Source organism: Diaphorobacter sp. MNS-0, from assembly GCF_019602835.1.
Taxonomy (GTDB): domain Bacteria; phylum Pseudomonadota; class Gammaproteobacteria; order Burkholderiales; family Burkholderiaceae_C; genus Diaphorobacter; species Diaphorobacter nitroreducens.
On record NZ_CP080761.1, the window covers coordinates 2,209,899 to 2,225,031 of the forward strand.

Annotated in this window: 9 protein-coding genes; all 9 read left to right on the plus strand. The window is 55.4% G+C overall.

What is annotated here, in order from left to right; genetic code table 11:
- Positions 1 to 192 precede the first annotated feature (192 nt).
- The 9 genes from K2L43_RS10530 (at position 193) to K2L43_RS10570 (ending at position 15,102) form a co-directional block, all read left to right on the plus strand.
- Complete coding sequence (locus tag K2L43_RS10530) at positions 193 to 684, plus strand: AlpA family transcriptional regulator (RefSeq protein ID WP_143225961.1); 492 nt, start codon at positions 193 to 195, stop codon at positions 682 to 684.
- Entirely contained in the window at positions 681 to 3,011 is a 2,331-nt protein-coding gene (locus K2L43_RS10535) for a phage/plasmid primase, P4 family (protein ID WP_220637501.1), read from the plus strand. Before K2L43_RS10530 ends, K2L43_RS10535 begins: the two co-directional genes overlap by 4 nt.
- A 154-nt stretch (positions 3,012 to 3,165) precedes the next feature.
- Positions 3,166 to 3,459: a type II toxin-antitoxin system Phd/YefM family antitoxin gene (locus tag K2L43_RS10540; protein WP_220637502.1), complete on the plus strand. Its 294-nt coding sequence runs from the start codon at positions 3,166 to 3,168 to the stop codon at positions 3,457 to 3,459.
- A 28-nt stretch (positions 3,460 to 3,487) separates the two neighbouring features.
- Positions 3,488 to 3,874, plus strand: a complete 387-nt coding sequence (locus tag K2L43_RS10545; RefSeq protein ID WP_370632948.1) for a type II toxin-antitoxin system RelE/ParE family toxin — start codon at positions 3,488 to 3,490, stop codon at positions 3,872 to 3,874.
- Between the two features lie 46 nt (positions 3,875 to 3,920).
- Positions 3,921 to 7,157, plus strand: coding sequence for a helicase-related protein (locus K2L43_RS10550; protein WP_220637504.1), 3,237 nt, complete (start codon positions 3,921 to 3,923; stop codon positions 7,155 to 7,157).
- Positions 7,154 to 7,945 carry a DUF4391 domain-containing protein gene (locus tag K2L43_RS10555; protein ID WP_255580429.1) on the plus strand — a complete coding sequence of 264 codons (792 nt, stop codon included), beginning with the start codon at positions 7,154 to 7,156 and terminating at the stop codon, positions 7,943 to 7,945. Before K2L43_RS10550 ends, K2L43_RS10555 begins: the two co-directional genes overlap by 4 nt.
- A gap of 11 nt (positions 7,946 to 7,956) precedes the next feature.
- Complete coding sequence (locus K2L43_RS10560; RefSeq protein ID WP_220637505.1) at positions 7,957 to 10,080, plus strand: DUF262 domain-containing protein; 2,124 nt, start codon at positions 7,957 to 7,959, stop codon at positions 10,078 to 10,080.
- A 37-nt stretch (positions 10,081 to 10,117) separates the two neighbouring features.
- Positions 10,118 to 12,031 (plus strand): site-specific DNA-methyltransferase, encoded by a 1,914-nt coding sequence (locus K2L43_RS10565; RefSeq protein WP_220637506.1) that lies wholly within the window; start codon positions 10,118 to 10,120, stop codon positions 12,029 to 12,031.
- Positions 12,031 to 15,102, plus strand: coding sequence for a type III restriction-modification system endonuclease (locus tag K2L43_RS10570; RefSeq protein WP_220637507.1), 3,072 nt, complete (start codon positions 12,031 to 12,033; stop codon positions 15,100 to 15,102). Before K2L43_RS10565 ends, K2L43_RS10570 begins: the two co-directional genes overlap by 1 nt.
- The last annotated feature ends 31 nt before the right edge of the window (positions 15,103 to 15,133 follow it).

Consider the following 15,133-nt stretch of genomic DNA (forward strand, 5'->3'; position numbering starts at 1 on the left):
ATTAGGTCATGTCTCAATCCAGCCGCACGTGCAAAGGAGAGATATGTACATCACAAACTAATCAATATTACACAACGTTCTTCAGAAGGTTCTGAAGGTTTTCTTTATGAAATCGGCGCAATCCTTGCAGCCTAGCTATTGACAAAAAATAGCTCGAAAATTCTGCCTGAAAATTATAAAATAATGTGAGTTGTGTCCATTTCTTTTATTCCCGGTCTTGCCGTGGATATTGAGATGAACATGAGTGAATTTAATTTCATCAACGACCCCAAAAAACAGGTCATTCAAAATCGCAGCGTAAACCATACGCATCAATTTGGTGGCACAAAAACATCTGCCTCCACCATCCCCCGTAGATTGATCGACAGCAAAACGCTGGATGCAATGATCGGTCTGTCTGCATCCTCTCGCTACCGCTACATTAAAAAAGGGCTTTTACCACGGCCTGTACGCTGGCCTGGTTGTAAGAATCTCTGGGATTTTCAGGAGGTCTGTGCTTATATCGAGCGTAACAATGCGAGCGGTCGCATGGTGCCCCCTCCCCCCGACAAAGTGGAAGAAGTGGAAGGTTTGGCACACGGTATTTTTTCAGTCAATGACTTGAAAAATAAAAGTGCCGAGGTTCCCTACACTCCTTCCACCACAGAGGGAGAGCACGACGCACTTGGGGAGGAACGGTCATGAAAAAACCCTCCACTACACGCTTGCCCAGCACCCGCAAGTCAAACAAAGCAACGGATAAAAACCGCCGTGATGCCTTTCGGTTCAAGCAGGCCTTGTTGGGTAATGGTATCGCTGACTTTCTGACTGTGACTGAGGGTTCCGGAAAAAATAAGGTGCCTCATAAACATCGGGGCAAATTAAAAGGTCTCTGGGAAACACTCACCGACCTTAATAAAAAGGGCAACGCCATCTTCATGATGCCGAACCTGTCTGATGGCAAGGGCACCAAGGATGAAAACATCGCTCGGGTAAATGCCTTCTTCCTTGATTACGATGGGAATGAATGGAAGCACATTTCTTTAGACAAACTGCTGCGCAAATTCAAACTGAAGCCGCACATTGTGGTTAAAACCTCAGAGGGGCACTATCACGTATATTGGTTGGCGCGCAGCTGTAAGCCAAATAAATTCAAGGCGATACAGAAGGCACTGGCTGATAAGTATGGCGGCGACCCCAAGGTATCGAATTTGGCGAGAGTCATGCGACTGCCCGGCACTTTTAATCATAAAGATCCGTATCGCCCATTTTTAGTCACGCTGGAGCACTGCGACAAAAGCTTGCCGTCATATTCAGCAAATGAGTTGATGGAAGGGTTGGGTTTGCAGCGAGCGCAACTGCCAAAGGCTGTTGAATCCAGCGTCAAATCAGCGGTTGTGATAAACCAAAATTCGACTTTTCGTAGTAATAAGGCGATCACAAAGGATGAGGCAATTCAATACCTCCAGCAGATTGATCCAAGTGATCGCGATATTTGGATCAAGGTGGCTATGGCGTTGAAGTCGTCGTTTGATAACGGTGGACTGGAATTGTTCTTGCCGTGGTCTGCACAATCCAAAAAGTACGACGAAGAGGAAGCTAAGCGCCAGTGGAAAAGCATCAGCGCCAAAGGAGGCATTACTGGGGACACTCTGCGCTACCTGGCACGCCAGGGAGGGGGCGCGTCCAACGTGAGCTGGTCGCGTGGCCCAGAGAACATGCTTGACTTTGCTTCGATGCTCGTCCAAGACCTGAGCGAGCGCTTGAAGTACTCCCCCATCGAGGATCGTTGGTATGCCTTTATCTCAGGCATTTGGCTGTCACAGAAAGCCAGCGTCGAGGGCGTGGTCCGGCAATATCTTCAGGATTTTGTTCGTGAGAACCCTCGTCATCCCTTGAGCACAAGGCTTGCAAGCATCGCAGGGATGACAGAGGTCATGCGCTTTGCCAGCACTGACTCACGGTGCCATATCAGGTCTGACGTGTTCGACGCACGTGTGGACACCGTGGCGGTGGAAATCCCTGAAGGCATGGGCGGGCAAAAATATGCTGCCATGGACCTAACCACCGGTGTAGTTCGAAAAGCAATGCCAGGGGATTTTCTGAGCAAGCCTATGGGGGCACCCTTCATCTCTGGCGCGAACTGTCCTCGCTTTTTGACATTTTTGAGCCAGATTACCGGTGAAGATGTTCAACTGCTTGAGGCGCTGCACATTGCTTTCGGCTATGCCATGTTCGGTCACGTCCGAGATCAAGTGATGTTCATTCTGATCGGCGAAGGATCGAACGGAAAAGGTGTTTTGCTCAACACGATGAAACATGTCTTTGGGGCGTACGCCACCACCGTTAGCTACTCGCTGCTCAAGAAGCACAACACCAACCCCAATGCGCCGACGCCCGCGTTGGCTCCTATGGTAGGTGCACGACTCGTGCAGTCGTCTGAGTTTGGTGAAGGGGAAAAGCTGGAGGAGGCTTTGGTCAAAAATATCACCGGCTCTGACCCTATCAGCTATCGCCAGAACTATGGCTCGCAGACCACGTTCAAGCCGCAATGCAAGATCTTCCTGAGTAGCAACTATTTCCCCCGTATCTCGTTTGAGCATGAGGCCATGTGGCGTCGCCTGTTCGCCATCCGCTTCACCAAGAAGTTTGCCGGGGATCAGTGCAACAGCAACCTCGAAGAACAACTCAAAGCCGAGGCCTCGGGCATTCTGAACTGGTTGATCGAGGGTGCCGTGAAGTACCACCGCTTAGGTAAGCTGCTCTGGCCTGAATCCACCTTGAAGTACCTGAACGCTCTGAAGCAAGGCGCTGATACGGTGGGTACTTGGTTCAAGAACAGTTGTCGCCAGGTTGAAGGAGGTGCGGTTGCTGCATCCGAAGCCTACGCCAGCTACAAACTGTTTACCAGGAACAACAATCAGTCTCCTATCGGGGTCAAAGAGTTCAAGGACGTGATGGTCAAAAAGGGCTATCAAGCGAAGCGTCGCAATTCCGGCAACGTGTTTGTCGGCCTGGTCATCAACGAGTGACTTAGTTTGACAACGCCTTGGGGTAGTGCCGACATGGTTCCGCCCCATCAGTGCCACCTGTTCTCGGAAAACTAACGCAGCGTTATTTTCCAAGACGGGTGGCACGCTGTAGACTGTACAAAATTCTGCACTATCTGCGTCACCCGGAGGCCCCATGGCAATCTCAGCCAGCGACGTGATCCCCCTGTCCCACGCTCGTGCCAACTTTTCTGAGTTGGCGGAGGACGTTCGCGCGGGTGCCGAGAAGATCATCACCAAGAACGGTGAGGCGTTCATCGCCATCATTGATGCGAAACGCTTGGATTACTACCACCAGCTAGAGCGCGAGCGCATCCACTTGCTGCTGATCGACGAAGCATCCAAGGGCCTGGATGACGTGGCTGCCGGACGCACACAAGACGCTCGTGCAGCCCTGACAGCCTTCAAAAAACGACGCGCAGCCGCTTGAGCACCGTTGGCATCCGATGACCAACCGTGTGAACATCAAGCTCACCGCCAACTTCGAGCGGAACCTGGCCGACATCGAACAGTTCCTGACCGAGGCGGAAGCTCCTCAGGCATTCGACGGACTGATCGACGAGCTACTCGGCACAGTGCTGCCCAACCTTGAACGGTTTCCAGAGCTAGGCAGGCCTTTTTTCAACCGTGCTGTCGGCTCTGCGGAGGCCACCAACGCCACTGCCGTACTGAAAGCCAAGCTGGCTGCTCTGGTGGGCACCTCGTTGACCAGCTTGCGTGAGTACGTGATGAGCCACTACCTGGTGCTGTACGTGCAGGTTGAAGACACCCTTTTCCTGCTGTCAATCAAGCACCACAAGCAACTGTCATTCGACTTCGAGGGGCATTGGGGAGGCAGTGCGTGAGCGAAGCAAAAAGAATCAACGGGATGTCGAGCGAGGGGGGGACGCAATGAAGTTTGTCAGTAACGCTGGATCTGATCGGGTTTTGGACCTGATCCGCCCCTGGCTCAAGCCCAACCATCGGATGGACATGGTGTCGCCATCCTTCTCTCTGTATGCCTTCTCCGAGGTTTTGACAGAGCTGCCTCACCTGTCGAATGCGCGCCTGGTGGTGCCACCAACCTCCACCGCACCAACAAAGGGTACAGAGCAGGAGCAGTTGGGCTTGTTGGGGACAGCAGCTGACCGAGCCTCCCGAAACAAGTTGCAGGCTCCCTGGCTTGCGAGAAAGTTGGCTGCCTGGCTTGAAAGCAAAGCCGATGTTCGTCACGCCAGCGGCCCCATTCCCCAGGGCACGTTGGTTCTGAGGGATGCACAAGGCTCCGCACAACAGGCTGCGCTCGGCTCCTTTTCGTTCAGCAGCGAAGGCTTGGGCGTCACCCCCGGCAACCCTCTCAGCTTGATTCAGGCGTCCGAAAGCCCTGCTGAAGCGCAAATGCTCAGCCAGTGGTTTGACATGCAATGGGCCACGCTGAAGGAGCACCCCCAAGCCAAAGCCGACCTGATCGCAGCGGTCAAAAGCCTCTCTGCCCATCGAGACGCCACCAGCGTGTATGCGTTGATGCTGCAGCGCCTGTTTGCCTCCAGCGGTGACGGTCTTGACGAGGAGCGTATCGTCAAATCGGCCACAGGCATTCGCAACACAGTGGTTTGGAAGAAGCTGTACAAGTTCCAGCGGGATGGCGTCGTGGGGGCCATTGACAAGCTGGAGCGGTTTGGCGGCTGCATCATCGCTGACAGCGTTGGCTTGGGGAAAACGTTCGAGGCGCTGGCGATCATTAAGTACCACGAGCTACGCAACGACAGAGTGCTGGTGCTTTGCCCGAAACGCCTGCGGGACAACTGGACGCTCTACAAGGCCAACGACCGGCGCAACGTTCTCGCTCCTGATCGCCTGAACTATGACGTGCTCAACCACACCGATTTGTCACGCGACGGCGGCCATTCCGGCGACATCGACCTGTCCCACATCAACTGGGGCAACTACGACCTGGTGGTGATCGACGAGTCGCACAACTTCCGCAACAAGAAATCGCCCCGCCAAGGCAACGAGACCCGGTATGACCGGCTGATGCGAAAGATCATCCGCGAGGGTGTGAAGACCCGTGTGCTGATGCTGTCGGCCACGCCGGTCAACAACCGTTTGGCTGACTTGCGAAACCAGATCTCCTTCGTCACAGAAGGCGATGACACCGCCTTGTTTGAGCACGGCATTGCCAGCATCGACAGCACCACACGGCGGGCGCAGAAGGCCTTCAACCGCTGGCTTGAGTTACCCAACGAAGAAAAGACACCCTCGCTGCTGGTGGAGATGCTCGGCTTTGACTACTTCGCCTTGCTCGACCACCTGACCATTGCCCGCTCCCGCCGTCACATTGAAAAGTACTACGGTACAAGCGAGACTGGTCGCTTCCCTGACCGTTTGCCGCCGATCAACATCAAGGCGGATGTAGACCGGGCTGGCGAGTTTCGCTCGATCCGGGACATCAACCTGGAAATCAAGCGGCTTAACCTCGCTGCCTACGCCCCCCTGCGCTATGTACTGCCCCACAAGCAGGCTGCCTACGACGCCAAGTACAGCACCCAGATTCGTGGTGGCGAGAGCTTCTTCCGACAGGTGGACCGCGAAGAAAGCCTGATTCACCTGCTGCGCGTCAATGTGCTCAAGCGCATGGAAAGTGCGGTGTCGTCATTTGCATTGACGGTGCATCGACAGCTTAAAGACGTCGAAAAAACCCTGGCACAGATCGAAGCGCACAGCGAGGAGATCGAAGAGCTCGACATTGAAGACGTGGACATCGATGACCCGGCCTTTGAAACTTTGCTGGTTGGTCGCAAGGTCAAGGTGCTGTTGGGCGATGTTGATCTGTTGCGCTGGAAGCAAGACCTAATCGAAGACCGCAATCGCCTTGCCACGCTGTATGCGGCGGCAGAGCAAGTCAGCATTGCACGCGACGACAAGCTGCTGAAACTGCGGGAGCAAATCGCCAGCAAGTGCAAGAACCCCATCAATCCCGGAAACCGCAAGGTCATGGTGTTCACGGCTTTCGCCGACACCGCCACCTACCTGTACGAGCAACTGGCTGGATGGGCCAAAGCAGAGATGGGTCTTGAAACAGCCTTGGTCACCGGGTCTGGTCGCAACCAAACCACCCTTCCCAGCTTGCGGCGTGATCTGACGAGCATCCTGACAGCCTTCTCGCCACGCTCAAAAGAGCGCCCCGAGGAGTTGGCCGGTGAAGGCGAAATCGACTTGTTGATCGCCACGGACTGCATCAGCGAGGGCCAGAACCTGCAAGACTGCGACTGGCTCATCAACTACGACATTCACTGGAACCCTGTTCGCATCATCCAGCGTTTTGGCCGTATCGACCGCATCGGCTCCACCAATGGCCGCATTCAACTGGTCAACTTCTGGCCCAACATGGAGCTGGAGGAGTACATCAACCTGGAACAGCGCGTCAGTGGCCGCATGGTGCTACTCGACATCTCCGCCACAGGCGAGGAAAACATCATCGAGCAGCAGTCCGGCAACCAGATGAACGATCTGGAGTACCGGCGCAACCAGTTGCTCAAGCTGCAAGAGACCGTCATCGATTTGGAAGATCTGTCCAGCGGCGTTGCCATCACCGACCTGACACTGACCGACTTCCGCATTGACCTGGCCGAGTTCGTCAAAGCGCATCCTGGCAAGCTGGAGTCCCTGCCATTGGGTTGCTTTGCGGTCACCACCAGCATCGATGCAGAGATACCCCCTGGCATCATTTTTTGCCTGCGTGCCGAGGACGCAGCGGCTGAAAAAGCCATCGATCCCGGCTACCCCCTTGCGCCGCATTACTTGGTTCACGTGGGGGAGGACGGCACCGTGCTGTTGCCCTACACGCAAGCCAAGCGCATCCTGGATCGGCTCAAGCGCCTGAGCCTTGGTCGTGACCTGCCTGACGCCTCCGCGTGCGCCCAGTTCGACCGTGCCACCAAGCAAGGCGAAGACATGCGCCACGCACAAAAGCTCTTGTCTGCGGCTGTGTCATCCATCGTTGGAAAGTCAGAAGAGCGGGCTATCGCCAGCTTGTTCTCCCCTGGCGGCACCCATGCCATGAAAGGCGAGTTCGCTGGGTCGAATGACTTTGAAGTGCTGGCTTATCTGGTGGTCCTGCCCAACCACGCGGAAGGTGCTGCAGCATGAGTCAAGACTTGCAGGGTTTAACCGCCAATCAAGTCGTATCAGCCATGGGCTTGCCCTCAGCGGCTATGGTGAACCAGCGTGTTCCCAAGAAAATGCTGCTTGAAAACGGAGTCCCCACGGCAGCAGACCGCAAGTTGATTCAGGACCATATTGAACAGGTGACGTGGGTCGCAGCTCTCAAGCCCGCCAATGCCGGAGTCCCTGACTTTAACGACGCACAGCGCACCTACCTGGAGGTGGCTGTACTGACTGTCGCCATGCGTGATTTGGGCGGACCGCCCCCAAACTCAACCAAGGTGAGGCGCATCAGCGAACTGCTCCACCGCGCCATTCCGTATCCTGTTGTAGTGGTGCTGAGCGAAGGCGAGCACCTGTTCATGTCAATGTGCCACATCCGCTGGGCGCAGCAAGAGGCAGACAAAACAGTGCTCGATGGGGAGCCTTCGTTCGCCATGCTCGTGACCGATGAGTTCTGCTCTGCCTTTCTGGCGGCGTTGACCATGAGCCAACAGCCTCGCGCCAATCTGTACGCGCTGTATCAGGGCTGGATAGACACGCTGTCAGCATGGCAAGCCGCCACCGTATCCGGGCGGTTTGCGCTGAGCCAATCGCCCGCCCATGCCGCTGAGCGCCGTGCGGCACTGCAGCGATGCCGGGAACTGGATGCCAAGATTGCCAGCTTGCGATCAGCCGCCAGCAAAGAAAAACAACTGGCCCGCCAAGTGGCAGCCAACCTAGAAATCAAGGCGCTGTTGGCCGAACGCCAGCGTGTCGCTGCCAATGTTTAAGGGATGAGAGAGTGAAAGCAACCGAAGCCAGCCTGCTCCTGTTTCTGCAAAAATCGCCGCAGTTCGCCATTCCCATCTACCAGCGCAACTACTCATGGACGGCCACGCAATGTCGCCAACTATGGGCGGATTTGCTGCGAGCAGGACGTAGCGACGCGATCAAGGCCCACTTCATTGGCGCAGTCGTCTATGTCAAACGGGGGCAAGACAACGTGGTGGCGCAGGAGCCGTTGATGGTCATCGACGGGCAACAGCGATTGACCACGAGTACGTTGTTGATTGCCGCCCTTGCCAAGCACTTCGAGGCCAAGGGCGTAGCGGAGCTGCTGGAGACGTTTTCAACCAAAAAACTTCGCAACTATTACCTGCTGAACCCCTACGAGGATGGCGAACGCCACTACAAGTTGATCCTTTCGGAGACCGACAAAGACACTTTGTTGGCGATCCTGAACAACGCCCCGATGCCAACTGAAGCCAGTCACCGCATCGTGGAGAACTATGAGCTGTTCCAGGAGCTGATTGCAGCCCATCAGGGCGAACTGGAAGCCATTTGCCGTGGACTGTCCAAGCTCGTGATCGTGGACGTGTCGCTGGACCGCTCACAAGACAATCCGCAGCTCATTTTCGAGAGCATGAACTCCACCGGCTTGGAACTCAGTCAGGCCGACCTGATTCGCAACTACATCTTGATGGGGCTTGAGCCCAAGCTGCAAACCGACCTGTACAAGACGTACTGGCGTCCCATGGAGAAAGCGTTTGGGCAGACTGCCTACGGGGTGCACTTTGACCCCTTCATGCGTCACTACTTGACCGCCAAGACGGGTGAAATTCCCAATGTGCGCGAGGTGTACACCGCGTTCAAGAGCTTTGCTGCCAGCTTCAAGGGCGACATCACCAGCTTGGTAACCGACATCCATGCCTACGCCACTTATTACTGCGCGATGGCCTTGGGAGCAGAGCAAGACAGTGCGCTCAAGCAGGCCTTCCATGATCTGCGGGAGTTGAAGGTCGATGTGGCCTATCCCTTCCTGCTTGACGTGTACCACGACTTGAAGCAGGGCCGCCTGACCAGCGAAGAAGTGCTGACCATCGTGCGGTTGGTAGAGAGCTACGTCTTCCGCCGTGCGATTTGTGCCATCCCCACGAACTCGTTGAACAAAACGTTTGCGGGCATGAGCGGCACCCTGAAGAAGGACCGCTATTTGGAAAGCGTGAAGGCGGCTTTTTTGTTGCTGCCGTCATACCGCCGCTTCCCCAGCGACGAGGAGTTTCAACGGGAAATCAAACTGCGGGACCTGTACAACTTCCGAAGCCGAAGCTACTGGTTGCGTCGCCTTGAAAACCATGGCCGGAAAGAGCGGGTGGTGGTGGAGGACTACACCATCGAGCACGTCATGCCTCAAAACGAAGCACTTTCTGCTGAGTGGCAAACCGAACTTGGCCCCGAATGGCAGCGCGTTCAGCAAACATGGCTGCACACACTGGGTAATCTGACACTGACCGGCTACAACAGCGAATACAGCGATCACCCTTTCGCATACAAGCGCGATCAGGTCACCAGCAAGGATGGCAAGAAGATCGGCTTCAAGTACAGCCCTTTGAACCTGAACGAGGGGTTGGGTGAGGTCGAAAAGTGGGACGAAGATGCCATCAAGGCACGTGCAACCAGGTTGGCGACCGAGGCAGCCAAGGTCTGGACCGCGCCGCAACTCGCTGCTGATGTGTTGGATGCTTATCGACCGGCAGCCGCCAAGGGCGGTCAGCAGTACACCATCACTGACCATCCCCACTTGGCGAGCGGCCCAATGCAAGGTTTGTTCGAGGCGCTACGTAAAGCGATCCTCGCGCTGGACCCCTGCGTGAACGAAGAATTTTTGAAGTTGTACGTAGCGTACAAAGCGGAAACCAACTTTGTCGATGTGGTGCCACAAGCAAAGCGATTGTTGCTCGTTCTGAATCTGAGCATTGAAGACATCGAGGACCCCAAGGGCATGTGCCGGGACATTTCAAACATTGGCCGTTGGGGCAACGGTGACGTAGAGGTGGGGTTATCAAACATGGACGATCTACCGTATGTGATGGGGCTGATACGTCAGTCCTTCGATCACCAAATGGGTAATCCGCAGGACGTTTGAGTTCGCCGATGCCCCTGAATCACAAGAGATCAACGAAATGACCATTAAAAAAATCGAAGCGCACGCATCCGAGGCGCAAAGCGCCGACTTGGTGGCAGAAAACATTGCCAAGCTGCGGGCCATGTTTCCCGAACTGTTGACTGAAACCGGAGGAACTGCGGCCATCAATGTGGACGTACTGAAGGCGCTGGTAGGAGATGCCACTGCCTATGACGGGGATGAGAAGTACGGCTTGAACTGGCATGGCAAGCGCAAGGCGCGGCAGATTGCGCTGACGCCGAGCACCGGCACCCTCCGCCCCTGCCCGGGTGAAAGCGTTGATTGGGAAACGACGCAAAACCTGATGATCGAGGGTGACAACCTCGAAGTGCTGAAGTTGCTGCAGAAGAGCTATGGCAACAAGGGCGGCCAGGTCAAGCTTATCTACATCGACCCGCCGTACAACACGGGCAAAGACTTTGTTTATCCCGATAACTTTCAGGACAACATCAAAAACTACCTGGAGCTGACGGGACAAGCTCAGGACGGGGCCAAGTTAACGACTAACACTGATGCCAGCGGTCGCTTCCATACCGACTGGCTCAACATGATTTACCCTCGTCTGAAATTGGCAAAAAACCTGCTGCGCGACGATGGCGTAGTGTTTGTCAGCATTGCTGACCATGAGATTCACAATCTTCGTGCAGTCATGAACGAAGTGTTTGGTGAGGAAAACTTTATCGCTTGCGTGATTTGGCGGAAAGTTTTTGCCCCCAAGAATTCTGCCAAACACTTTTCTGAAGATCACGATTACATCGTGGTTTATGCAAAAAATGCGGACAAATGGACCCCTCGGTTATTGCCTCGTAGCGAAGAAATGGAAGCCAGGTATGGAAATCTTGACAATGACGAGCGGGGACCTTGGGCATCTGACAACTTAACTGCCAGAAACTTTTACGGAGCAGGCACATATCCGGTTACTTGCCCTTCAGGCAGGGTAATTGATGGACCACCCTCAGGAACATACTGGCGCGTGTCAAAAGAAAAATTTGACGAGCTTGATCGAGATAATCGAATTTGGTGGGGGAATGATGGCAATAATATGCCGCGTCTCAAACGTTTTCTGTCCGATGTGCAAGGCGGGAGGGTCCCTCAAACTTTGTGGTCCTATGAAGAGGTTGGGCACACGCAGGAGGCAAAAAAGGAACTGATTGCCACCGTGGATTTTCCAAACTCTGATGTGGTATTCGACACACCGAAACCAACTCGGTTGCTGCGCCGCATCCTACAGATTGCCACCAACCCCGATGATAATGATTTGGTCGTTGATTTTTTCGCGGGAACGGGCAGCACCATGGATGCTGTTTTTCAGCAAAACGCAGAAGATGGCGGTAATCGACGTTGTATCTTGGTTCAACTGCCGGAGCCTCTTCCCGGAGCGGAAAGTGCAGGCTGGACTTCAATTGCCGACATAACCAAAGCACGAATTAAAGGTGCCGGAAAACGTGTCAAAGAAAACAGTCCACTGTTCAAAGGGGACGTTGGTTTCCGTGTCTTCAAACTTGATACGTCCAACATCCGTGTCTGGAACCCCAAGGCAAGCGACCTGAAAACATCCCTGTTCGATCACCTCGAACACCTAGAAACAGGCCGCAGCAGCGACGACATCCTCTACGAAATCCTGCTCAAGCTCGGGCTGGACCTTTGCGTTCCCATCGAAGTACGCGAAATTGCAGGCAAACAAGTCAGCAGCGTCGGCGCCGGTGTGCTGATGGCTTGCCTGGATGAAAGCATCAAGGCGTCTGACGCGGAGGCGCTGGCTCTGGGTCTGGCCGCCTGGCGCGAGGAGCAAGGCACCGTGGGTGACACCACAGCCGTCTTCCGGGACAGCGCGTTCGAGAACGACATTGCCAAGAGCAACCTGGCGGCAATTCTTGAACAGCATGGCATCAAGCAGGTGCGGAGCCTCTGATGAAACTGCATTTTGAATCCGACCTGCCTTACCAGAGGGAGGCCATCGAGGCGGTGTGTGACCTGTTCCGTGGTCAGGAGGTCTGCCGCTCGGTTTTTACGGTCACAGCACAGGCGCTGGGTGGGGATGCTCAGCAGAGCTTTGAGGGCAAACACTTCACTGAAAGTGGCGGCATTGGCAATGCGCTGCAACTGGTGGTCGACGAAGAGCTGAATGCCAACCTGCAACAGGTTCAGCTTCGCAATGGCCTACCGCCGTCTCAGCCTTTGTCTGCGTCCCTGCCGCTGGACTTCACCGTGGAGATGGAAACCGGCACGGGCAAGACTTACGTGTACTTGCGAACCGTGTTCGAGTTGAACCAGCGGTATGGCTTCACGAAGTTCGTGGTTGTGGTGCCATCGGTCGCTATCAAAGAGGGGGTGAACAAGACACTGCAGATCACCCGTGAGCACTTCGAGGCCCTGTACCCCGGTGCCAAAGGCTACGAGTTCTTCCAGTACGACTCGGACAAGCTCGGCCAGGTGCGTAACTTTGCGACCAGCCCGAACATCCAGATCATGGTCATCACGGTCGGTGCCATCAACAAGTTCGGGGATGAAACTGCCGCGCTGGCAGAAGAGTCGGACGAGGCCAAACGCCGGGAAAAGTCCAAGAACAAGATGTATCGCGCCAGTGAGAAAACGGGCGGTGAGCGCCCCATCGACCTGATTCGCGGTACTCAACCCATCTTGATCGTGGATGAGCCGCAGAGCGTGGACGGCGGCATTGACGGCAAAGGCAAGAAGGCCTTGGCCCACATGTCACCCCTTTGCACCTTGCGCTATTCGGCTACGCACGTTGACAAGCACAACATGGTGTACCGGCTCGACGCTGTGGATGCCTACGAGCAGCGGCTGGTGAAGCAGATTGAGGTTGCTGCAGCCACGGTGCAAGGGGGTAACAACAAGCCCTACGTCAAGCTGCTAGCGGTCAGCAATAAGCGTGGTGTCATCACGGCCAGCATCGAAGTGGACCGTGAGAACGCAGCCGGTGTGGTGCGTCGTGATGTCATCACAGTACAAGACGGTTTTGACCTGGAACAGGAGACGGGCCGCCCGCTGTACGCCGACATCCGTATTGGTGAGATCCGTACCGCTAAGGGCGATCAGTACCTGGAGCTGAAAGTGCCTGGCAGCGAGGTCTACTTGCGGGTGGGTGAAGCCTGGGGCGATGTGGAAGCCAGTGCCATCCAACGCGAAATGATCCGCCGCACGATCAAGGAGCACCTGGACAAGGAAAAACGGCTGCGCCCGCTGGGGGTGAAGGTGCTGAGCCTGTTCTTCATCGACGAGGTGGCGAAGTACCGCCAGTACGACGACCAAGGCAACCCGGTGAAGGGGGACTACGCCTTGATGTTCGAGGAAGAATACAAACGCTGGGCACGTCACCCCGACTACCAAAGCCTGTTTGCCGAGGTGGACCTGAGCATGGCCGCCCACGAGGTGCACAACGGCTACTTCTCCATCGACAAGAAAAAGATCGGTGGCAAGACGGTGGAGATGGTCAAGGACACCAGTGGCAGCACAGCGGCTGACGATGACACCTACAACCTCATCATGCGCGACAAAGAAAAGCTGCTGAGCTTTGAGTCGCCATTGAAGTTCATCTTTTCGCACTCTGCCCTGAAGGAGGGCTGGGACAACCCCAACGTCTTCCAGATCTGCAACTTCTCAACCCGTGAAACCGAGCGTTGGCGCAGGCAAACGATTGGCCGAGGCTTGCGGCTGTGCGTGAACCAAAAGGGTGAGCGGTTGCGCGGGTTCGAGGTCAACACGCTGACGGTGATCGCCACCGAAAGCTATGAGCAGTTCGCCGAGAACCTGCAGAAAGACATCGAGAAAGACACCGGGATTCTGTTTGGCGTGGTGCAAGACCACGAGTTTGCTGGCATTGCCGTGGTGCAAGCTGCCGGTGACGTACAGCCAATGGGCTTTGAGGCCTCCAAGACCTTGTGGGCACACTTGAAGGCACAGGGCTACATCAATGACAAGGGCAAGGTGCAGGACACGTTAAAGACTGCGCTGAAGGACGGCACCCTGTCGTTACCCAATGAGTTCGAGGCACAACGTCAGCAAGTCGTCGCGGTGCTCAAGAAGCTTTCCGGCAAGCTGGAAGTCAAGAACGCCGATGACCGCAAACAGATTGCCGTGCGTAAGTCGGTGCTCATCAGCCCAGAATTCCGCGCCCTGTGGGATCGCATCAAACACAAAACCACGTACCGGGTGCAGTTTGACAATGAGAAGCTGATCGAACGCTGTATTGAAGCCTTGAACGACGCCCCTCCCGTTGCCAAGACACGGCTGCAATGGAGAAAGGCCGGCATGGCGATTAACAAGGCCGGCGTCGATGCGTCCCTGCTGTCAGTGTCTGATTCGATCACTTTGAACGAGGGTGACATTGAACTGCCCGACGTTCTGACGGAGCTGCAGGATCGAACGCACCTCACCCGCAAAACGATTGCTCGCATTCTGACCGAATGCCACCGGCTGAACGACTTCAAGCGCAACCCGCAGCAGTTCATCGAGTTGGCTGCGGATGCCATCAACCGCTGCAAGCGGCTGGCGTTGGTGGACGGCATCAAGTACCAGCGACTTGGCGATGAGCATTTCTATGCCCAGGAGCTTTTCGAGACCGAAGAGCTGACGGGCTACCTGAAGAACCTGGTGCAGGACACCACGAAATCGGTTTACGAACACGTGGTGTATGACTCAACGGTCGAGCGTGACTTCGCCGAGGCGTTGGAGCGTAATGAGGCCATCAAGGTCTATGCCAAGCTTCCCGGCTGGTTCAAAGTACCTACTCCATTGGGAACCTACAACCCCGACTGGGCCGTGCTGGTGGAGCGCGATGGTCAGGAGATGCTGTACTTTGTGGTGGAAACCAAGAGCAGCCTGTTCGATGACGACTTGCGTGATGCAGAAAGCGCCCGGATCAAGTGCGGCACGGCGCATTTCAAGGCGCTTGCGGTGGGCGAAAACCCAGCTATCTATCGCAAGCTCAAGGATGTGGATGGGCTGCTGGAGCAAAAATGATCGAGCCATATTGCGCCACGACTTCTGTCGA

What these genes read in the sequence shown, in the direction of transcription:
- K2L43_RS10555 (WP_255580429.1), top strand. Translation starts at nt 7,154, where the DNA reads ATGAGTCAAGACTTGCAGGGTTTAACCGCCAATCAAGTCGTATCAGCC.
- K2L43_RS10540 (WP_220637502.1), top strand. Translation starts at nt 3,166, where the DNA reads ATGGCAATCTCAGCCAGCGACGTGATCCCCCTGTCCCACGCTCGTGCC.
- K2L43_RS10550 (WP_220637504.1), top strand. Translation starts at nt 3,921, where the DNA reads ATGAAGTTTGTCAGTAACGCTGGATCTGATCGGGTTTTGGACCTGATC.
- K2L43_RS10535 (WP_220637501.1), top strand. Translation starts at nt 681, where the DNA reads ATGAAAAAACCCTCCACTACACGCTTGCCCAGCACCCGCAAGTCAAAC.
- K2L43_RS10565 (WP_220637506.1), top strand. Translation starts at nt 10,118, where the DNA reads ATGACCATTAAAAAAATCGAAGCGCACGCATCCGAGGCGCAAAGCGCC.
- K2L43_RS10570 (WP_220637507.1), top strand. Translation starts at nt 12,031, where the DNA reads ATGAAACTGCATTTTGAATCCGACCTGCCTTACCAGAGGGAGGCCATC.